Here is a 20,113-nt window from a genome sequence, read left to right as displayed (position 1 = left end):
TCACCGCTCGAAGCTCCAGCGCTCGGTCATCCGGTCCTCGTCATCGTCGTCGATCCTCGCCGTCGTCGCCGGGGGCGGGTTGATCCGGGTCGTGCCGGCGAACGGCTCCTCGTCCGGCCACGGGGTGTAGCCGACCGGCTGGGTCGGCGCGTTGCGGCGCAGCAGCCAGGTCATGAGCCGGGTGGTGGGCGTCTCGGCGGGCTTGGTGGAGACGTGACCGGTCATGCCGTAGTCGTCGTCGATGCTGCGGACCCGGCTGATCCGCTCGCGGATGAGCTCCTTCTCGCGGTCGGCCCTCGCCTGCTCCTCGAATTCCAGCCGCTCCTGCCGGTGGGAAAGACGCGACTCGGCGGTGGCGAAATCGGTGGCCTCCGCCTTTTCGAGGATCTTGTCATATGCGGTGGCGGGGGCCAGATTCATCAGGAACTTCACCAGGACCGGAAGCACTTCGATGGTGGTGATGAATAGCAGCAGCATGAGATAGGCGAGCCGCAAGGTGGAGTTCTTGTCGGTCAGCTCGCTCAGTGCGCCCAACTGGGCGAGGAGTCCTTTGTCGTTCGCCGTGTCGGCTTTGAACTGGTCCTCCTCCGCCTTCTTCAGCGCCTCCAGGCGGTCGAGCTCGGCCTGGTCGCGTTTCACCTGCTCGGCCGCGGTCGCCTGCTCGGCACTGGCGCTCTGCGCCTGCTTGGTCTTCGCCTCGTTGCGGGCCTGGTCGAGGTCCCTGCCCACCGCGTCGCGCTGGCGGCGCAGCTCGTCGGCCACCGCCTGCTTCTGCCGGTACGCCTCGCCGCCGCCGCGCGTCTTCGTCCCGCAGGTGCCGTCGAACTCGCAGGTCGCCGACGCCTGCGCGGCCTGGAACTTGGTGTTGAGATCGTCGTACTGCGCCTGCAGCTCCTTGACCCGCGGGTCCTCGCTCGCGCCGGTCGCGGTGCCGTTGGCGATGGCCTGGTTCTGCGCGATCGAGGCCTGCAGCTGCGGGATGCTCTTGAACCGCGCATCGTTGAGCAGGGCCTGCTGGTGCTGGTCGAGGCGGCGCTGGTGGATGACGTTGAGCTGGGCGTCGATCTCACGCTGGAACAGCCACAGCACCAGCGGGGTCGAGATGACCGCGCCGATGATGAGGGCCATGACGACGCGCGGGAGGGCGGTGAGCAGGTTCTGGTACCACTGCGGCCGCCGCTGCGTCGCGGTGACCAGCCAGCGGTCCAGGTTCATGATGGCGAGACCCCACAGGAGGCCGGCCGGGACGGCGGCCCAGATCGGCGCCCGCGCGCCGAGCGTCAGCGCGAAGGTGGCCGAGATCGCGGCCAGGGTCGCCGTGGTCAGGACGATGCCGCCGAGACCGATGAACTTCCGGGTCTCCCGCGGGGTGTGGCTGAGGGTGTCGACGTCGGCTCCCGACAGCCAGAGGAGCAGCCCACGCCGCGGCACCGCGCGTTGCTGGGGAATCCGTCCGGTCGTCCCGACATTCCGATCACGCATGCTCACTGCCGGACTCCTTGATCCCAGACGTGGGAGGCGGAATTGCATTGGTGCTCGGACACAGGGTAGCGGCCGGCGACAAGCGCAGAAATCATCCGATTGACCTTCCGGCATGGACTTGTGGCGTGCCGAAATTGGCACTCATTCCACCGATCGGGTGAATACGGTGATTGACCGCGATCAGATGGAATGCGTATGGCGTCCGTCCGGCGGTCACCGGCCGAATGCGGCGACGATCGCGGCCTGCAGCCGGTTGAGCGGCTCCGCGCCGTACCGCATCTTCGCGAGCTCCTCGATGAGCCGCTGCCACCGGTCCTGCTCGGCGCACCAGGCGACGAACGCCTCGACCTCCGCGGGTGCCACCGGCACGTGCTTGTCCACGCCGTCGCCCGGCAGCGACGCCGGCCCGAGCGCGTTGAACAGCCGGTTCCACGTGCCGCGCTCGGAGGTCCCGAGGGTCTCGGACAGCGACCGCGACACCACCGTGGTCGGGTCCGCGGTGCCGTCCCGCGGTTGCGGGATCCGCTTCGGCGGCTCCAGGGGCAGCTTGCCGACCAGCTTGAGGAACGCGGTCGCGGCGTGCGCGGCGAGCTCGAAGTACCACTGCCGCGCACCGTCCCCCGGCATGTCGCGGCCCGCGAACGTGAGCCCGCCGGCGACGTAGCCCAGCAGCCACTGCTGCTGCCAGTCGTCCGCACGCCCGTCGCGGTCCGCCCGGTCGTGCCCGGCCTCGGACATCACCCGCGCCACCGCACGGATCTCGGCCGGCAGGCGGGTGCGTCCGGCGGGGTCGACGAGCGCCTCGGCCAGCGCGATGCGGGCGCCGTCGCCGAGGTCCGGGAGGTGGTGGGCGACGACGGACAGCACCAGATGGGCCGGGTCGCGGGCGATCGGCGCCTCGGGCTCGAACCCGCCGAGGTCGATGAGCTGATAGTTGTCCGTGGCGTGCTCGCTCCACTGCCGGTGCAGGACGATGTTGCTCAGGTGGAGGTCGCCGTGGGTCCGGCCGGTCAGGGTGGAGACGTCGAGCGGGTCGAACCCTCCGGTCGCCAGCGCGTGCGGGTTGATCATCCGCGCACCGCCGGCGACCGTCGTCCACTGGTTGCCGGCGCTGAGCTCGGGACGCCCCGCCAACCAGGTGTGCAGGGGGCGGCCGGGGTTCAGGCGACCGTTGAGCATGCGCAGGAGCAGACTGGAGACGGATTCCGGGTCGAAGCCGATCCCGGGATTCCACGTGTCCAGGACGCCGCCCGCCACGGCCCGGCACAGCTCGATGAGGCCGTCGCTGCCGAGCAGGCTCAGGGCGGTCCGGTTCCCCGCATCGGCGTAGAACATGAGGATCCCGCGATCGGCGAGGACGATCGGCGCGCGCCCGTCGAGCAACCGGCTCAGCCGCGGCCTGAAGCGCTCCTCGACCTCGACCGCGGCGCGGTGCCGCGCGACCTCCGTCTCGGAGTCTCGTCCCGGCGGTAGGTACTTCACCACGCAGGACTTGGAGTACGGCGCGGTGCCCGGGACCGAGTGCAGCATCGCGTACCCCACCTTCGCCGCGGTGCGGCCCTCGGTGAGCATCGTCCGCAGCACCAGACGGCGTTGCTCGATCCTGAGGGCGGTCTCGAGGTGATCGCGGTTGGCGTCGCTGCCGACCAGGAGGCGCAGGTCGAGGCTCATCGGGCCGGCTCCGTGACGGCCGCGCGGATCCGTTCGGCGACCCGCCGCCTTCCGGTGCCTTCACGGATTCGGCCCTGGGGCCCGGTCTGTGCGTCGATCACGCGTAGGGTGGCCTCTCGCTCGTCGGGGGTCATCGCCGGCACCGCGCTCTCGGTCACCAGCAGGGCGTGGTACTGCTCGAACGCCGATCGCGAGTCGCCGACGGCGTCGAGGGCGCAGGCGACGTCGATCAGGGCGGGGTCGCCCTCCATGAGGGCGAGCGCGAACACGCGGCCGCCGTCGCGGCCCTCGTGGTACAGGTCGCGGACCTGCTGCGGCAGCCAGGCGCCGGCGGCCGCGCCGGCCTTGGCCTCGGCGACGAGGACCTCCATCGCGGCGGTCCGGTCGGGGTCGGCCGGTCGGCGGCGCACCTGCTCGTACCGCCCGGCGGCCGCGGTGGCCTGCCGCACCAGGCGTACCCCCTCGGCTCGCAGCGTCTCGGCGGACGCCCGGTCACCGGCCTCCTCGGCCCGCTCGGCGGCGACGAACGCGGCGAGGGCACGGCCGTCGGCCCGGGACAGCGCCGGTGCGAGCAGCACCCGGGTGAGCAGCCAGCCGAGCACGAACCCGGTCGCGGTGAAGAAGACGAGCATCGCGCCGGCGATGACGCGGCCCGGCGCGCCGTCGCCGACCGCGGGGCCGATCGTGGCCACCAGGCGCCCGCCGGACCGCAGCAACGCGGTGAACTCGACCAGGCCGACCCCGATGAGGATCTTCGTGAGCCAGTCGGAGACCTGCTCCAGGTTGGTGTTGGCGTCGTACCGCGGGCGTGCGTCCGGGGCCTGCTCGTCGGGGTCGCCCGCGCGTACCCGTGGGATGCCGAACAGGAACCCGAGCAGCCCACCGGCGGCCGTGGCCGCGAGCGCGACCAGCAGCGCGGTGCCGAGCACGCCCAAGGGGTGTCGCTGGTTGACCGCGTACAGCACCACGGCGACCAGCGCGGTCCCCGCGCAGGCGACTCCGGTGACGATCCCGCGCCGTTGCATGAGCGTCGGCTCCTCCTCAGCGTTCATGGATTCGCGGCCACCCAGCGCAGCCGGGTCAGCTCCCGGCCGTGCCAGACCACCAGGTCGTCGCCGGCCGCGGCGATCGCGCGGATGTCGCCGGGCAGCCGGAACCGCGCCAGCGGCCGGCCGGACGGCGGGTGCCAGGCGTGCAGCAGCGCACCCTCGCCGGTCTCGTCGGTACCGGTCTCGATGCCGGCGACGACCGTGTCCAGCGCGGCCAGCTGCCGGATGCCGGCCGACCCGGTCAGCTCGCCGGTGAGCGTGAGCGCGTCGAGCCCGAGCCGGTACACGGTCCCGTCGTCCGCGCAGAGGAAGACCTCGCCGTCCGGGTCGGCCGGCGAGACGGCGGCGGCGGTCACCGAGCGCAGCAGCGACAGCTCGGCCGTGCGCACCGGCTGGCCGGGGTCCGGGTCGACGACGGCGCAGGTCTGCCCCGAGCACGCGACGATCGCGCCGGAGGCGGTGATGACGACGGCTTCGATCGGCCCCCGGCCCACGGTGAGGGTCCGCTGCCGGCCGTCGGGAGCGACCACCCGCACCGTCCCGTCGTCGTGGCCCGTCACGATCATCGCCCGGGTCGTCGTGCCGGCGCACGCGAGGCACGTCGGAGGACCCGGGACCGGCACCGTCCGCCGGGGGGTCACGGTCGCGGGATCCCACACCGTCACCGTTCCCGCGGCGGTCGCCGTCACCAGGACGGCCGAGCCGGCGGCGGCCGCGACGACCGGCGCGTCGCCGCGGAGCACGGTCGTCACGCGCCCGTCGGCCAGCTCGATGTGCTCGGGGTCCTCGTCGACCCCGGCCACCAGGATCCACGGGTTCGGGCCGGGCACCGCGGCGAGCGCGACGGACGCGTCGGCGTCCCACGGCCGCAGACGCCACTGTTGCACGATGCCCCTGTCGTCACCCGTCAGCAGCCAGTGGCGCCCCGGGCCGGAGCCGGTCGAGAGTGCCCGCACCGCCGCGGTGTGCTGGGCCTCCTCCCTGACGAGGGCGGCCGTCCGGGCGAACCACAGGCACACGAGACCGTCGGCGGCGCCGGTCACCACGTGGGACCCGTCCGCGATGAACGCCACCGACGTCACGTCGCCGCCCGCCAGCCGGTTCGACGGCTCGTCGAGGCCGTGCCGCCACAGCCAGGCGGGTCCGCCCCGGGCGGAGGCCGCGGCGACGACCACGGTGTCGTCACCGATCGCGGCGGCGAGCGCCACGACGCCCCCGTCCAGCTGGGCGGGTCCGGCGGCGGCCGTGCCGGTGGCGTCGAAGAGCCGGATCCGGCCGTCGTCGCTCGCCGCGACCACCCACGGGTCACCACCCGGCTCGTCGACCAGGGCGACGGCGGTCACCCAGCTGCCGGGCGAGTGCTCGACCCGCCACAGCAGCTGCCCCGCCGGCGCGTTCCAGAGCGCGACCCGGCCGGACTTGTCGCCCGTCACGACGAGCCCGTTGGCACCGCCGGCGACGCAGCGCAGGTTGTCCGGTCCGGCGCGCAGCTCACGGTCGGCGACGTGGACGGTCGCGCGCTCGATCTGCACCAGCAGCGGCCCTTCGGCCGAGGCCGTCCACGTGACGCTGCGGCCCGGCCCGCTGGTCGCGAGGGTGCGCAGTGCCTGGCCGGTGTCGGCGTCGTAGATCCGCACGGAGCCGCTCGGCCCGGCGCAGACGACGCGGAGCGTGTCGTCGTGCAGCACCCCCGCCAGGGAGCGGATCCGCTCGGTCTCGATCCGCGGCCCGACCGGCCGCAGCGGCAGCATCGCCGGTGCGGCCCACACGGCCCGCCAGCTGTCCGGGGCCGGTGCCGGCAACGGCGGTGCGTCCAGTCCCGCCCGTACGATCGCGTACACCAGCTGGTCGAGCCGTTCGTCGCCGGTGTGCGCGGCGACGCCGGCGGCGGAATAGACGTTGGCCACCCTCCGCGCGCCGGGGTCCCGGGCCAGTCCCAGCAGCGGCCGCAGGTGGTCCGGGTCGGCCGCGGCCACCAGCGGCAGGTCCATGAGGAACTCGTCGAAGAGCCCGGCCGCGAACGCGTGGCCGGCGAGGTTCTCGGCCAGGTACGCGGCGACCTCCGCCTGGACCTCGGCGGCGCGGGCGGCGGCCAGCAGCGTGTCGGCGATCGCGCGTTCGATGTCGAGCACCGCGCGCTGGTGGGCGAGCTCCGCCTGCCCGTACGGCCGGGACCGCAGATGCCGCGTCAGGGTCGGGTGCGCGGGGGAGTAGTACTCGGCGTCCGCCCGCTGTTCGACGCCGAGGAAGTACCGCAGTGCCTTGAGCGCGTGCTGGACGTCGTCCAGGGGTGGCTCGTCGTCCGGTCCGGCCGCGCCACCGGGACGGATCCGTCGCGCGCACATCCGCAGCACAGCCAGCGGCATGCCGCCACCGCGCGCGAACGCCGCCACGACGAACACCAGCCGCAGATCCGGCCGCCCCTGCAGGACCGGTTGCGTCTCGAACAGCAGCGGCAGATGCCCGGCGGCGAGCTGCGCGACCCGTGCCTGCGACACGGGCTCCGTGCCGCCCTGTGCCGCCGCGTCCGCCGCGATCACGCCCGCCGCGAGCAGCCCGCCGATGCCGGTGGCCGCGGCCAGGCCGTCGAGGTGTTCGGCGCCCGCCGCCGCCAGTGCCCGCCGCGCGTCCTGCAGCCCGGCCCGGCCGAACTCCGGGTGCGTGGCGAGGACGTCGAGCAGCCGCTCACGCAGCAGCTCCCGGTCCGCGGCGGGCAGCCGGACCGGGACGGTGCCGCGGGCCTCCCGCACCGTGTCGAGGAAGTCGTCGAGCGCCGCGGTGGGCGTCGTGACGAGCAGCACCCGGCACGCCATGTTGCGCAGGATCGGCGCGACGACGAGCTCGAGCAGGCCACGCGGGTCGGTGGCCAGGGCCGCCCCGTCGAGCACGACGGTGCACGCCGACCCGAACCGGTCGAGCACCACCGGCAGGTCCTCGCCCGCGGCGCCGGCCTGGCCGGCCAGCGCGGCCCGCACCTCGTCGCAGCTGAGGAACGCGGCGTCCACCGCCAGGATCCTGGTCTGCGCCGGCTCGTGCACCGGCAGCTGCGCGCGCAGCGGACCGGGCAGCGGCTCGTCGCGCAGGAGCGGGTGGACCGCGGCCAGGGCCGCCGCGACGACGGTCGACTTCCCGCTGCCGGCCGGACCGGCCAGCACCCGCAGCCGGTCCTCGACCGTGGGCGCGGCGAGCCACGCCGCCAGCGGGGCGATCTCGTCGAGCGGCCCGCGGAGCCGCCCGTGGCTGCCGGCGCCGCCCGGCTGCGACCACGGGTCGGCGACCGCCCGCAGGACCCGCAGGAAGGCTCCGAGGTGCACCGGCAGGTCCTGCCGGCCACCGCCCGTCCCGGTGGGACCGGACGGGCGGTGGCCGCCGGCCTCGGCGATGTTCCGTTCGATCTGCTCGGCGACCGCGCGGTTCGACCCGCCCAGCGCGCGCAGCACCGTCGTGGCGACCCTGGCCCACGGGAGCCTGCGTGGGTCGATGGCCTCCCCGTCGCCGGACGCGAGCTCGTCGGCGATCGCGGGCAGGTTCAGGCGCCCGCCGAGCGGGTCGGTCGCCGAGCGGGGCAGCTTGCCGAGGATCCGCACCACCGCGTCGATCTGGCTGCGGGGCATGCTCCCGAGCAGCTCGCGGCGCACGCCCGCGGCGAATTCGTACACGACACCGGCGGGGTCCTCGTCGTCGCGCGGTTCGTCCTGCCGCACCAGCAACCCGGACACGCCGACCTCGGCCAGGTGGTCCGGTCCGGACTCCGGCACGGCGTACGCCTGCACCAGCTGCATCACCGGCAGCGTCAACGGCGCGACGGCGAGGTGGCAGGCCAGCCGGTACGCGGTGAGCGACGCGACGGCACGGAACCGCTGGACCTGCTGTGCGGCGTCGTCGACGTCCTGGACCCATCCGGGCTCGCCGCCCGGCGCGGCGAGGTCGCTGTCCGGCTCCCGGGGACCCGGCGGACCGAGCACGGTCAGGGCGACACCGTGGGCCTCGGTGCCGCCGGTGAGCCGGGCCCACGAGGCCAGCCAGCCCGGCTCCAGCCGCAGGATCGGCACGACCGGTGTGCGGCGGCCCGGCTCGGCGGCGACGGTCGCGAGCCCGCGGACCACCGACACCGTCGCCGACGTCTGGCGCATCCAGGTCAGGTGCCACAGGTGGGTCGGCAGCACCTGCAGCACGGCGGTCGGTCCGAGCGCGGCCAGGCCCGTGAGCATCTCGCGGATCTCCGCGGCCCGCCGGGCCGGGCCCTGCCCGTCGGTGATGAGCAGGGTGACCTGGCGGCCGGTGTGGTCGACGATGGTGGCGAGGTCGCGGTCCTGGGCCCGGTCGCCGTTCCACGGGCGCAGGCGGACCGGCGAGTCCTCGCCCAGGCGCCACACCCGCACCGAGCGGAACGCGCCGGACAGCGGCAGTGCCTCGATCAGCTCGTCGACCCCGGAGCGCCACCAGCGCATCGTCGGGCCGTCGCAGACGAGGATCGTCAGCCGCGCGGTGCGCCGGCCCTGCTGGCGGAACTGCGGCAGCACGGTCTTCGCCTCGGCCGAGCGGGCGGCGGTCGCCTCCTCGTCCAGCACCAGATCCGCGTCCGGCCCGCCGAACCCGCGCAGCGGCCGCAGGGCACGGGCGATGCGGTACGCGTCCTTCAGGGCCCGGGGGCGCGGCAGCTCGATCTCGGTGCGGGGGTCCCTCGACTCCGGTGGCACCAGGTGCGGGGGGAGCAGGCTCACGTCCGCGGCGCGGGTCGCGTCCCGGGCGAGGGGTGCGGGCGGGACGGGGTACACCCGGGGCTCGGCCGTGTCGGGGGCCGGCCTGCCGTGCGGCACCCGCAGGCCGGGGTGGGACTCCACGGGCGGCCGCGCGGCGGAAGGCGTCCGCGTCACGGACGCCAGGGCCGGCCGGGAGCCGGCGTCCGCCGGGGTGTCTCCAGGTGGCTGCGGACGGTGGGAGTAGCCCGCGGAGGCGAGCCAGATCGCGTCGATCAGGTCGGTCGGCGACGTGTCCGGCTCCGGGTCGCCGATGTTCACGGCCGCTGCGTCGGCTTGTCGAGCGCGCTCATCAGCTTGTGGGCGACCTTCTCCGCGCTGCCCGGGTTGTCGCGGGTCGAGTGCACCAGGTGCAGGGCGTTCATCAACTGGTTGACGGCGATCTGGTCCCGGTCGTTGACCTTGTCGAGGAAGGCCCGGATCAGCTCGTTGCCCTCGCCGACGGTCTCGGAGCCCAGCTGGCGGGCGACGACGCGCCGCACCCACACCTCGTCCGCGTGCTGGAGGTCGAGGCGGATGCAGCGGCGCAGGAAGGGGATGGGGAACTCGCGCTCGCCGTTGCTGGTCATGATGACGAACGGGAAGGCGCGGGCGCGCACGTGGCCGTTCTCGATCGCCACCCGCTCATTGCCGTGCATGGGCAGCACCTTGATGACGCTGGCGTGCGCCGCGCCCGGCCCGCCCGGGTCGGCGGCGAGCCTGGCCAGTTCGGGGATGTAGTACTCGCCGTCCTCGAACGCGCTGAGCAGGTCGTTGGGCAGGTCGACGTCGCACTTGTCGATCTCGTCGACGAGCAGCACCCGGGGCTGCTCCCACGGCAGCAGCGCGGTGCCGAGCGGGCCGAGCCGGATGTAGCGGCCGATGTCGGCGGCAGCGCCGGCGCCGCCCTTGCCGAGGTTCACCTCCTGCAGCCGGCCGATCGCGTCGTAGTGGTACAGGCCGTGCTGCAGCGTCGAGCGGCTGGTGATGGTCCAGTTCAGCACCCGCCCGAGGTTCAGCTCGGCCGCGATCGAATAGGCCAGCGTCGACTTGCCGATGCCGGCGGGGCCGCTGACCAGCAGCGGCCGGCGCAGCAGCAGCGCCGCGTTGATGAGGTCGAGGTCGTCGGGCCGGAAGCCGGACGCCCCGGTCCACTGGTGCGCACCGGTGCGCCGCTTGGCGATGTCGTCGGGCTCGGGTTCGGGCTCGGGCATCGCTTCGGGCGCCTGGCCGGCGAAGTCCCGCCAGGGCGGCGGATCCGGGAGCTTCTTCGCGGACTGTTCAGCCTTGGGGGGATAGATCCACCAGGGTTCCGATCGGGTGTCGTCCGTCATGTCACGCCCTGTTCGCTCGGATGGGTGCCGAAGCGGCCGGGACGGAGCTCTTCCCAGTTCTCCGTCCAGTCGTCCCACAGCATGCTGATCTTGACCGGACTGGACCGCCGGAGCTTGTACAACTGCGTCGGCAGGTAGCGCCAGTCGTTCGGGTCGGGAGGCCGCTTCACCTGCTCGCGGAACAGCGCGAGCTGCCCGTCGCGGGGCCACACCAGGATCGGGATTCCCGCTGCGATCCCGCAGTCCAGGAATGCCGCAGGATGGGTTCCGCCGGCCTTCCCGGCATCCAGCCCGAGGCACACCACACTGTCGGTGAACGTCTCGATCGCGGGGCGGACCTCGTCGTGATCGCCCGCGTACGGGATCTCGTCGTCCCGTGTCGCGGCCCCGGGCGCGACCGCCCAGCGAGCCTCGCCCGTCGCCGTCATCTCCTTGCTGCGCCGGGCCCAGGCCTGGATGTCCATACCCCCCGGTGTCTGCAGCCGCTGCAGCGGTCGCACCACGACGGGAGCGTTGACGCCGATCGCCTGCGGCTCGTCCGAGCCGAGGTCGACCTTCCACTCGTCCACGTCCAGCGAGAGCAGGTCCGTGTCGAGCAGGAAGTCGACCCGCCGGAGGCTGGCATCCTTCGCGCCCCATGCCAGCCGTGGCGTCAGCGCCGGCCGCACTTCTTCGATCATGCTGATCGTCGTCGTCTCGAGCGTCGCGGCGGCAGTGGTGCGGGGGCCCCTGGTCGTCACCGTCTCCAGCAGCCGTCGTTTCGCGTCGGGGTCGTGGCGCTGCTCGATCAGCCGGATGTGCACGTCGTACTTCGTCCCGGGCTGCCCGGAGTTCACCCGGGTGATCCGGACCACCAGATGGGTGCGGACCGTCTGTAATCGCGGCGGTGGCGGCGGGACCTCGCAGGGGAAGTGCTCCGCGGCCAGCTTGGCCAGCTCGCCGTTGCCCGGCAGCCCGGTCGCCTTCGCCAGCAGGGACAGCACCTGCGTGGTGCGGTCCCAGAACTCCGAGGCCAGCCACTCGAGGGCGATCCAGACGCTCGGGACGGCCCTGGGGACGTGGTATTCGCCGTCGCGAGGCCACACGCGATCGACCGCGTTCGACAGCTGCTCGGCGCCCGTCTTCACCGCGGCGATCGCGTGGAGGCGCGATCGCAGTGTCGGCAGGTGCGCCTTGACCGGTTCGAACAGTTCGAGCGGGCTGTACGGCCTGCCCAGCAGGCGATCCCGCAGCAGCTTCCGGGTGGCGCCGAGCCCGAGCCGCTCCAGTTCCGTGTCCAGGTCCACCAGCGTGCCGAAGCCGTCGGGGTCGTTGCAGGCCTCGATGACCGCGGTGATCTGCCGGCGCTGTGCGGCGTCTGCCGGCGGCTCCTCGATCCGGATGTGCCGCTCGCGCAGCCACGTGACGGTCGTCTCGAGCGTCGCGGTGCTCTCACGCTCCCACGCCTCGGCGACCGTCTGGACGTCGTCGACCGTGAGCCGCGCGGGGTGCGCCGGGACGTCGTCGCTTGGCGTGGGAATGGGTTCGCTCCTCTGCGCGATGGTGGCCGCCCCAGGTGTGGTCGGCGGCGGAACATTGCATCGGCCTCTAAGAGGTACGTGGACGTCCCGCTGCCGCTCAATCGTCCAAATGGATATAACGGCGTGTTCGGGTGGGTGCACAGAACGTGCTTTCGTTGCTTCCAATTCATGGCGACACCGGGCTTAGTTGTTGCTGCCCGTATGCGCGCGGTACACCGAACGGCACCTGTCCGTCAGTGGTCACCGGGCGCTCGGCGAATCGGGCGCCCCGACGCGACACGCACAGGAGGCCGCCGGCTCATGACGTTGCCTGAGCACGACCAGACCGTCCACCCGGTGGACCGGTATGGCGACGCTGTCGACGCGCTGCACTCCCGGGCGACAGAGCTGCGTCAGGCGCTCGCCATCGCCGACGCGCAGTGGCACCGGCTGGAGAGCGCGCTGGCCGCGCCCCCACCGCCGCGGTCGTTGCGCCTGCTCGCCCTCGGCGACCGCGCGGAGCAGGTGCTGGCCGTCACCGCCGCGGCGCTGGCGGCCGCCGACGCGCTGCACCCGCCCAGCCCGCCCCGGCTCCCGGCCCGGGTGGACCTGCGGATCCGCGCCGGCGCGCAGGTCGCGTCCGGGCGCCCCACCACGACCCACGTGACCGCGACGCTCGCCGACCGGCAGGAGGTCAACCGGCTCAGGGTCGCGGTGCTCCGGAGGATCGCGGCGACCGTCGGCCCTTCGAGCCCGCCTCCGCCGGAGCTCCAGCCGAGCCCGCAGGCCACCCGGGAGGGCGACCTGCAATGGGCGGCGCGGCTGTGGGAGCGGCACAGCGACGCGGAGGTGCGCGGGCGCCTGCAGGAGCTGCACGACCTGCACGTCGCCATGCGTGCCGGGCAGCACATCATCGGCCGCACGGAGCTGACCTTTCCCGTGGCGGACATGTTCCGGGCGATCGGCGGGGCCGCGGAGATGTCGGGCATCTCCACCCGGCCGTTCCCGGTCATGCCCACGGCGGAGCCTGACCCTCACGTCGTGCCGGCGCTCTCGGTGCTGCTGCCCGTCGTGCTGCGCTTCGACGTCGAGATCGAGACGCCGGAAACCACCCAGCTCGGCACCGGCATCGTGCTGACGGTGCTCACCGACGCCACCGGCGCCACCGGCCGCGGCCGGTTCCTGCTCGAGACCGCCGACACCGACGCCGACGCGTTCCTGCTCGTGCACGGGGCCGGCGGGGGGACGCCGTCGTCCTGGCGCGCGCCCCGTCCGGCCGGTGGCCGGCAGCGCCCGGTGCTCACCGTCTTCGACCTGACCGCGAGCGACGCGTTCGCGTCGGTGTCCGGGCCGCCCGCGGCCCGGGAGGTCGAGCTGGACCGCCTCCGGGAGGTCGTCCGCGAGGCCCGGCCGGGCCTGCCGGACGAGCGCGTCTTCGTCGTCACCACCCGCCGCGGCCGCACCGAGCTGCCCAAGCAGCGCGACCCGGACGAGCCCGCCCCCACGGCCGGGACCGCGTTCGCCCGCCGCTCCCTGGCTGCCCTGACCGACCAGGCCGGATTTCCGGCGCTGCGCCGCGCGATCGCCGACGAGGTCGAGGCGTTCACCGCCGCGGAGCGCGGCACCGGCCAGCGCGACCGGTACCGGCGCTACGTGGACACGCTGCAGGAGGTCCTGCAGGAGCTCGTCGAGGAGAACCGGCAGCCCGACGACGTCATCGACGGGCAGAAGGGCCCGATCAGCAAGGCACTGCGGGACCTGATCGTCCACATCGACGAGCTGCGCCGCTCGCTGACCCGGCTTCCGGACCTGGAGCGCACGGTCGACACGGCCGCCGGGGAACAGGTCCGCATCGTCACGGAGGTCCGCGCGGAGGCCGTCCGCATCGTCCTGGAGTGGCCGCAGTGGCGGCAGCTGCTCGATGCGGTCGAGCCGGTCACCGGCGTGATCCCCCGGGACCGTCCGGCGGGCCCGCCGCTGCCGAACCTCACCGCCGACTTCGTCGCCCCGTTCGACCGTTCGGCGGCCGACATGAGCGAGCGCGTCGGCCAACTGGCCGAGCGGGTGGTGGCCGCGTGGATCGACGAGGCGAACTCCGGGATCCGCTCGGTCGCCGCCGTGCTGGACGCCGAGCTCGACACCGTCGGCACGACCCTGATCGACCGGGGACAGGCCGCCGAGGTCCAGGCCGTGCGCCGGGCCTGCCACTTCGACTGGATCGGCGAGCTGGGCACCGACCGGTCGGCCCGGCCGTCCGCCGCCGGGCCGGCCGTCGAGCTGTTTCCGCTGGCCGGGAACCGCGCGCTGCCGTGGCATCCGGACCTGCCGATGGGCAGCGACCCGGTGCGCGACGCGGCACAGCGGCACCAGATCACCGTGATGCGGATCCGCCGGGAGCTGACCAACGCGCTCGGCCGGGCCGGCGTGGAGATGCTCCGGGCCGCGCTGACGGAATGGGCCAAGTCGATCGACGACGAACTGCGGCAGCTGCGTGGCGCGCTGCCCGACGAGCAGGTCGCGGACTTCCTCGAGGCGGGGTACGGACTCCGGCCGGCGCGCCGGCACGCCGACGCGATCGAGAAGCTCCTGTCCGACGCGAGGGTGAGTGTGGTGCACGAATGACGCAGCCGGAGACGCCGTTGGCCACCGCCGCGCCGGTACCACGCGACGCGGTGCCCGCACGGCGCGACGCCGAGGACCCCAGCAGCGGCCTGGTGGCCATCGACTTCGGTACGAGCAGCTCGACGGTGACGCTGTGGGACGCGTCGTACGGCGCCTCGGCACCGGTCCCGGTGTCGCAGCTGCAGGTGCTGCGGCTGCGCCTGGCCGACCTGCTCGCCGACCGCACCGCACCGCGCGGCCCGGACCAGGGTGCGCCGCCGGCCTGGGTGCGGGACGCGGTGAACGTCGCGGAGACCGTCCTGAAGACCGGCTCGCTCACCCCGGACGCGTTGATCCGGGCGCTGCGCTCCGGCTCCGACACGAACGCCTCGCTCGTCCACCGGATCCTGCTGGAGCTGGACCGGCGGCGGCGCAACTACGGGCCCGCCGCGGACTGGCTCGGCACCCAGCTGCACGAGCTCTACGACGCGGCGTTCACCATGGTCGCGCTCGAGCTGCACGACCTGCACACGGTGAAGCTGAGCAACCAGTCACCGGAGATCCCGAGCCGCCTGGAGATCGTGGGCTTCGACCCGCTCGCCGTGCGCCTCGGTCGCGAGTACTCCGTCGGTGCCCCGGGCGAGGACGGCAGCGAGCCGCCGTTCGTGCAGAGCCTCAAGAACCACCTGATGCGTCCCCAGCCCGACGAGTACCGGGACGAGCAGTGGCGGGCCAGCACCGACAACCTGCTCGGCGCCGCCCTCAGTTTCCTCGTCGACAAGGCCGAGGCCTTCATCGAGGCGAGCGGCCGCCGCTTCGACACACGACCCCTCGACGCGGTCGTGCTGACCTACCCGACGATGTCGCCCCCTCCGGTCCGGCAGCGGATGCGCGAGATCGGCCAGCGCACGCTCGGCATCAGCGTGGTCGACCTGCACTACGACGAGGCGGTCGCGGCGTCGCTGTTCTTCCTCATGCGGGAGCTCAGCGGTGACTACGCCATCGGCGTGGAGTCGCTGCGCTCCCGCATGCGCCCGGTGCCGGACCGGGAGCGGCACTGGCACGAGAACGTCCTCGTCATCGACATCGGCGGCGGGACGACCGACATCGCGCTGCTGATGTACGAGCTGCGCGACCGCTCGCCGGCCGAGTCGCTCGCCGACGCGTTCAGCGGCCGCCGGTATGAGGTCCTGCCCCGGGTCCTCGGCTCCAGCGGCAAGGCCCGCCGCGGCGGCGACTTCCTGACGCTGCAGGTCTTCCACTGGCTCAAGGCGCTGATCGCCGACCGCATCCTGGACCCCGGCGCGCCCGCCGACACGGTGTTCCCGTCGGACTGGGCCGATTGGCGGGCGCACGCCCTCAAGCGGCTGCCGAGCGACTTCCGTGGACCGGACGGCGCGTACGTGCCCGGCAGCCTGGTCGAGCAGATGCTCGTGGAGCTCGGCGCGGACACCGCCGGGCTGAACGCCACGACCGAGACCGACACCCTGGTGCGCCGCGCCGTGGACCGGATCCTGCACACCCGGTGGGCCGGCGAGCAGGCCCGCGGCCAGGACTGCTTCTGGCTGCTCTGGGAGCTCGCCGAGGAGGTCAAGAAGGGCTTCGGTGCCCAGGCCGCGGACGGCGCCGTCGTCCTGCGCTGGGACCAGGTGCACCGGGTCGTCGAGCTCAGCCTGGCCGAGGGCGTGACGGTGCCGAGCACCGGCATCCGCGGTGTCGAGCTGCCGGTGCGGGCGTTCCGCTCGATCGTCGAGCCGATGCTGCTCGAGATCACGATGCTCGCCCGGAGCATGGCCGCGAACCGGCTGCGGATCCTCAACAAGGAGGGCATGCCCGAGCGGCTCGACCGCATCATCCTGACCGGCAAGGCGAGCCAGCTGCCGCTCGTCCGGGAGGTCGTCCAGGAGCAGTTCGGCCACCTCGCCGTCGCCGACGGCGAGCAGGGCTGGCAGACCGATGAGGTCCTGGTCGAGTCCAGGTACCCGAAGCAGGCGACGTCCATCGGCGCGGCCTGGGCGGCGTCGCGGCGGATGATGGGCCGCAGCGACCGGGACCGGCGGCCCCTGCCGACCGGGGAGACCGCCGTCAAGGTCACGGTCGACAACCTCTTCATCAGCCTGCCCTGCTCGTTCGCCGTGCTCACCGACGCCGACCAGCCGGAGGTCCTGCTGGAGGCCGGCAGCCGGTTCACGAAGTGCGGCACCACGACGCTGCGGGCACGGGCCTGGGTCGGTCCGCTGCCGGAGGCCTTCAACCTGCGCCGGAACGTCGAGGGCGGCGACTACCAGCGTTGGGGGTCCTTGCGGGTCAGCCACCTGATCGGCCGCTACAACCGCGACAGCCGGGACCACCCCGGCCGTCCCGAGCTGTCGGAGCGGGTGTGGCTCGACCAGGCCAACGCGATGGTGGAGGTCGACCCGGACCTCGACGCGTGGCTGCTGATCTGGCACGGGGACGAGCCACTGTGCCGTGTGGTCGACGACGACGTGGTGGCCCGCGTCAATCTGGACATCGGCCCGCTGGAGCCGGATCCGGTGCAGCTCGCTGCCGCCGTCCGTGTCGGCGGCCGGCCGGTGCTCGCCGGGGGCCGCCGGTTCCGGTACCGGGTGCCCGGCCGGGAGCCGTCCGTGCTCGTCGCCGGCACCCCCGTCGGCGCGCCCGGCCCCGAGGGGTGGCTGGTCGAGCTCGACGTGCCCGGGGCCGAACCCGTCCGGGTGCCGGTCCGCGTCGATGAGGAGGACGACACCGCGCCGCTCTTCACGCCGCTGCTGGACGACGGCGGCCGGCTGCGCTTCTACCGGGGGCAGCTGCCGCTGGAGGAGCACGACGACCCTGCCGAGGTGCAGCGCGAACCCGGGCTGGTGCTGCGCCGGATGCTCACGGCCGGCGCCTCGGACGACGCGTTCATCGACGACCCGTTCTGTGGGGTGCACTGACATGGTTGGTCCGGAGCCGGAGACCGCCGCCATGGGCACCGGCGAGCTGCTGCTGGAGGCGTACGCCGCCGACGAGCAGCTGCAGCAGGCCCTCAAACAGTTCATCGACAGGCACATCATGTTGTCCTTCGTCGCCCATGAAGGCGTCGTGCCGGACGGACAGGACCCGGAGATGGGGTACATCAGAGAACTGCGGCGCCGCCTGCAGGAGTTCAAGACCGAGTTCTACGAGAACCACCTGTGCAACTGCAAGTGCCACAAGGAGAAACCGGCGGAGGACCCGGCCGCCGAGGCCGGCAGGATCCCCTCGGCGCGGGCCGCCGAGGCTGACGAGATCCCCCCGGCGCAGTTCGCCGACGCCGGCAAGCTCCCCGATGCGCAGGTCGCCGGGGCTCAGACCGCCGAGGCGCAGGTCACCGAGCCGGTGCGGGCCGCCGCGACACCGCCGGCAAGGCCACCGCTGCCTGCCTGGCGTGGGCCCATCGACGAGCTGCTGGTGTCGAATATCGGCCTGATGTACCTGCACGGATGGACCGTGCCCGAAGACCGGGACGATGCGCTGCACCGCATGTACGTCGCGCTGCTCCGGCTGCCGTCCGCCCAGCGTGAGGCCTGGACCGAGCGGCTGCGGCCGATCACCACGGTGCCCGACGAGCCGAGGTTCATCGTGCTGCCGGGCCTCAAGGACGAGACATCGGGACCGCTCGTGCCGGCGACGCCGGCCGGTCCCAGCATCGTGGCCATCACCACGCACCCGCTGGATCCGGAGGTGACCTTCGCGATCGGTGGGGAGAGGGATCTGGCGCTGGCCCAGCTGCTGCACGGATTCGGGGTGCTGGTGTCACAGGTGAGGTGCCTGGCCGGCGTGGACACCCGTCTCCTGGATGCCGTCACCGACCAGACCATCGCGAAGTTCAGAGGCATGACCAACGGGCCCGCGGTCGACCGGTACCGCAATTACGTGTTGGCCCGGTTGCGTGACCTGGCCCAGGCGGGGACCGCCGGCGAGCGGCTGTACGGTGCGGTGCGACTGGACGAGGCGCTACGGTCGCTGGTGCACGCCCCGGTCAGCGCGGACGACAGCTGGTGGGGCGCCCTGCGGTCGGCCAGCTTCCGGCTCGTCAACCACTACGCCGATCTGGCCCGGAAGGCCGAGCACCGCGTGGACGTCGACCTGCTCTCCGGCGCCTACGGGGAGGTGGTCGAGAGCGGCAACTCGTCCAAGGACGCGATGGCCAAGCCGGGCCCGGGGCGCCGCGACGGTGAGATCGCCGCCTGCCTGCGGCTCCACCTGCGCATCGACGGCCAGCAGTGGAAAGGCAGGGTGCAATATTATGAGTAGTGCGCGCCTGCTCCGGGTGCCGCTGCTCTTCCTGGTGTGTGCCGCGACCGCCGGCGTGCTGGCGGGACCTGCCGCGCCCGCCCGCGCGGAGGACCAGGTCCCGCTCGCCGACGTCCTCCGGGCGCTGCACGTCGACGACCTCCCGATGCACTACGTCATCCTCATCGACCGGTCGGGATCGATGCGCCAGGGCGACCGGTACACCCGCGCCATGACCTCCACGAGAGCCTTCGTGACGGCGCTGGGTGCGCGGGACCGTCTCACCCTGGCGTCGTTCAACGCCGGCGTGAGCTCCTTCTGGGACGGGCCGGTCACCGGCGGGGTCGGCGCCGCCGTCGACACGATGACCGCCCAGCCGGTCGAGGGCTCCACCGACCTCGGCGTCGCGATCCGGTACGGGCTGGACAAGCTCGACCCGTCGGACACCTCTCCCGCCGTGATCGTGGTGCTCACGGACGCCCAGGAGCAGCCGCCGGGCGGCTCCCGCTACGCCGGCACCGGCGGCCAGGCGGCGTGGGACGCGCTCAGGCAGCAGGCCGCGGCGGTCGCCGCGAGCCGGCCGCTGCGGGTCTACCCGGTGCCGATGGTCACGGCGCACGACGCGGACGCGGTCCTGCGGGTGTTCGACGCGGCCGTGGTCGAGCAGCTGGGCCAGCCCGCCACGCAGTTCCAGCAGACCCTCGAGAGCATGCGGGTCCGGGCCAGGGCCGACAAGGCACGCGAGTACCTGCGCGAGGAGCACACGACCGTCGAGGCGGTGCTCACCGATCCGGGGACGCTCCCGCTGCGCGGCGGCACCGTGCGGGTCACGCTGACCTCGAAGGCGAAGTACGTCCCGCTCACGGTGTCGGGGCTCGATCTCGACGTCGGCGGGCTGCCGGTCACGACCACCGCCGCGGAGCCCTTCACCCTCGCCCCCGGGGAGCACAGGACGGTCGGGCTCCGCGTCGCCGGGCACGGCGACACCACGACCGTCGGCGACGCGCCGCGGCGCAGCGGTGCGGTGCGCGTCAAGGGCACCGTCGGTTCGTCGTGGGCGCAGGCGCTCACCAGGGACATCGGGCTGCGGCCGAGGTTCGAGCTCGCCGGCCGGCCCGGGCGCGTCGGTGTCGTCACCGGCACGGGGCTGCCGGTCCCGCTCGTGGTGGGCGTTCCGGGCGCGCTGGTGCTGCTCGGGTTCGGTGTCTTCGCGGCGGTACGGCTGCGGCGCCCCCGGATGTCCGGGGAGCTCATCGTCACCGACCCGGCCGTCGCCGAGACGCTTCGGATCCGGCTGCAGGGCAGGCACCAGCGGCTGCGTGGCGGGTCGGTGTCCGGGCACCGGCAGCGCACCGTGGGCGGGCGCAGCCCGGAGCCGGCGGTCCGCGTGCGGTACCGCGGCCGGACCGGGACCCTGCAACTGCGGCAGACGCGCACGATCGGACCCGCCACCGTCACGTACCAGACCGGTCGCTGACCGG

10 protein-coding genes are annotated in these 20,113 nt (G+C 73.6%); 4 read left to right on the top strand and 6 right to left on the bottom strand.

The genetic code is table 11. The features are described 5' to 3' along the window. The 6 genes from ACFY3L_RS37925 to ACFY3L_RS37900 form a co-directional block, all read right to left on the bottom strand. Entirely contained in the window at positions 1–1,482 is a 1,482-nt protein-coding gene (locus ACFY3L_RS37925; RefSeq protein WP_389336012.1) for a DUF4407 domain-containing protein, read from the bottom strand. 213 nt (positions 1,483–1,695) lie between these two features. Then, positions 1,696–3,153, bottom strand: a complete 1,458-nt coding sequence (locus tag ACFY3L_RS37920; RefSeq protein WP_389335688.1) for a hypothetical protein — start codon at positions 3,151–3,153, stop codon at positions 1,696–1,698. Further along, positions 3,150–4,205 (bottom strand): hypothetical protein, encoded by a 1,056-nt coding sequence (locus ACFY3L_RS37915; protein WP_389335685.1) that lies wholly within the window; start codon positions 4,203–4,205, stop codon positions 3,150–3,152. The genes ACFY3L_RS37920 and ACFY3L_RS37915 overlap by 4 nt, the downstream gene beginning before the upstream one ends. After that, positions 4,202–9,223: an SAV_2336 N-terminal domain-related protein gene (locus tag ACFY3L_RS37910; protein ID WP_389335682.1), complete on the bottom strand. Its 5,022-nt coding sequence runs from the start codon at positions 9,221–9,223 to the stop codon at positions 4,202–4,204. The genes ACFY3L_RS37915 and ACFY3L_RS37910 overlap by 4 nt, the downstream gene beginning before the upstream one ends. Next, on the bottom strand, positions 9,220–10,275 hold the full coding sequence (locus ACFY3L_RS37905; RefSeq protein ID WP_389335679.1) for an AAA family ATPase: 1,056 nt from the start codon (positions 10,273–10,275) through the stop codon (positions 9,220–9,222). Before ACFY3L_RS37905 ends, ACFY3L_RS37910 begins: the two co-directional genes overlap by 4 nt. Further along, positions 10,272–11,936 carry a hypothetical protein gene (locus ACFY3L_RS37900; RefSeq protein WP_389335676.1) on the bottom strand — a complete coding sequence of 555 codons (1,665 nt, stop codon included), beginning with the start codon at positions 11,934–11,936 and terminating at the stop codon, positions 10,272–10,274. The genes ACFY3L_RS37905 and ACFY3L_RS37900 overlap by 4 nt, the downstream gene beginning before the upstream one ends. A gap of 159 nt (positions 11,937–12,095) precedes the next feature. Here ACFY3L_RS37900 and ACFY3L_RS37895 point away from each other — a divergent pair, with 159 nt between their 5' ends. Genes ACFY3L_RS37895 through ACFY3L_RS37880 form a run of 4 tightly spaced genes read left to right on the top strand, consistent with a single transcriptional unit; the run spans position 12,096 to position 20,109 of the window. Then, positions 12,096–14,396 (top strand): hypothetical protein, encoded by a 2,301-nt coding sequence (locus ACFY3L_RS37895; protein ID WP_389335673.1) that lies wholly within the window; start codon positions 12,096–12,098, stop codon positions 14,394–14,396. Further along, a complete protein-coding gene (locus ACFY3L_RS37890; protein WP_389335670.1) occupies positions 14,393–17,311 on the top strand; it encodes a virulence factor SrfB in 2,919 nt (972 codons plus the stop codon). The genes ACFY3L_RS37895 and ACFY3L_RS37890 overlap by 4 nt, the downstream gene beginning before the upstream one ends. A gap of 1 nt (position 17,312) precedes the next feature. Next, the gene (locus tag ACFY3L_RS37885; protein WP_389335668.1) at positions 17,313–18,653 is read left to right on the top strand and encodes a hypothetical protein; all 1,341 of its coding nucleotides are present in this window, start codon (positions 17,313–17,315) and stop codon (positions 18,651–18,653) included. After that, on the top strand, positions 18,646–20,109 hold the full coding sequence (locus ACFY3L_RS37880; protein ID WP_389335665.1) for a VWA domain-containing protein: 1,464 nt from the start codon (positions 18,646–18,648) through the stop codon (positions 20,107–20,109). Before ACFY3L_RS37885 ends, ACFY3L_RS37880 begins: the two co-directional genes overlap by 8 nt. The last annotated feature ends 4 nt before the right edge of the window (positions 20,110–20,113 follow it).

The sequence above is a fragment of the Dactylosporangium sp. NPDC000521 genome (assembly GCF_042898305.1).
Taxonomy (GTDB): Bacteria; Actinomycetota; Actinomycetes; order Mycobacteriales; family Micromonosporaceae; genus Dactylosporangium.
The sequence above is the reverse complement of the archived record's forward strand: the minus strand, read 5'-3'. Positions and strand labels throughout refer to the sequence as shown.

Bases quoted from the DNA above. Each gene is read 5' to 3' on its own strand.
- ACFY3L_RS37925 (WP_389336012.1), bottom strand. From the start codon at position 1,482: ATGCGTGATCGGAATGTCGGGACGACCGGACGGATTCCCCAGCAACGC.
- ACFY3L_RS37920 (WP_389335688.1), bottom strand. From the start codon at position 3,153: ATGAGCCTCGACCTGCGCCTCCTGGTCGGCAGCGACGCCAACCGCGAT.
- ACFY3L_RS37915 (WP_389335685.1), bottom strand. From the start codon at position 4,205: ATGAACGCTGAGGAGGAGCCGACGCTCATGCAACGGCGCGGGATCGTC.
- ACFY3L_RS37905 (WP_389335679.1), bottom strand. From the start codon at position 10,275: ATGACGGACGACACCCGATCGGAACCCTGGTGGATCTATCCCCCCAAG.
- ACFY3L_RS37895 (WP_389335673.1), top strand. From the start codon at position 12,096: ATGACGTTGCCTGAGCACGACCAGACCGTCCACCCGGTGGACCGGTAT.
- ACFY3L_RS37890 (WP_389335670.1), top strand. From the start codon at position 14,393: ATGACGCAGCCGGAGACGCCGTTGGCCACCGCCGCGCCGGTACCACGC.
- ACFY3L_RS37885 (WP_389335668.1), top strand. From the start codon at position 17,313: ATGGTTGGTCCGGAGCCGGAGACCGCCGCCATGGGCACCGGCGAGCTG.
- ACFY3L_RS37880 (WP_389335665.1), top strand. From the start codon at position 18,646: ATGAGTAGTGCGCGCCTGCTCCGGGTGCCGCTGCTCTTCCTGGTGTGT.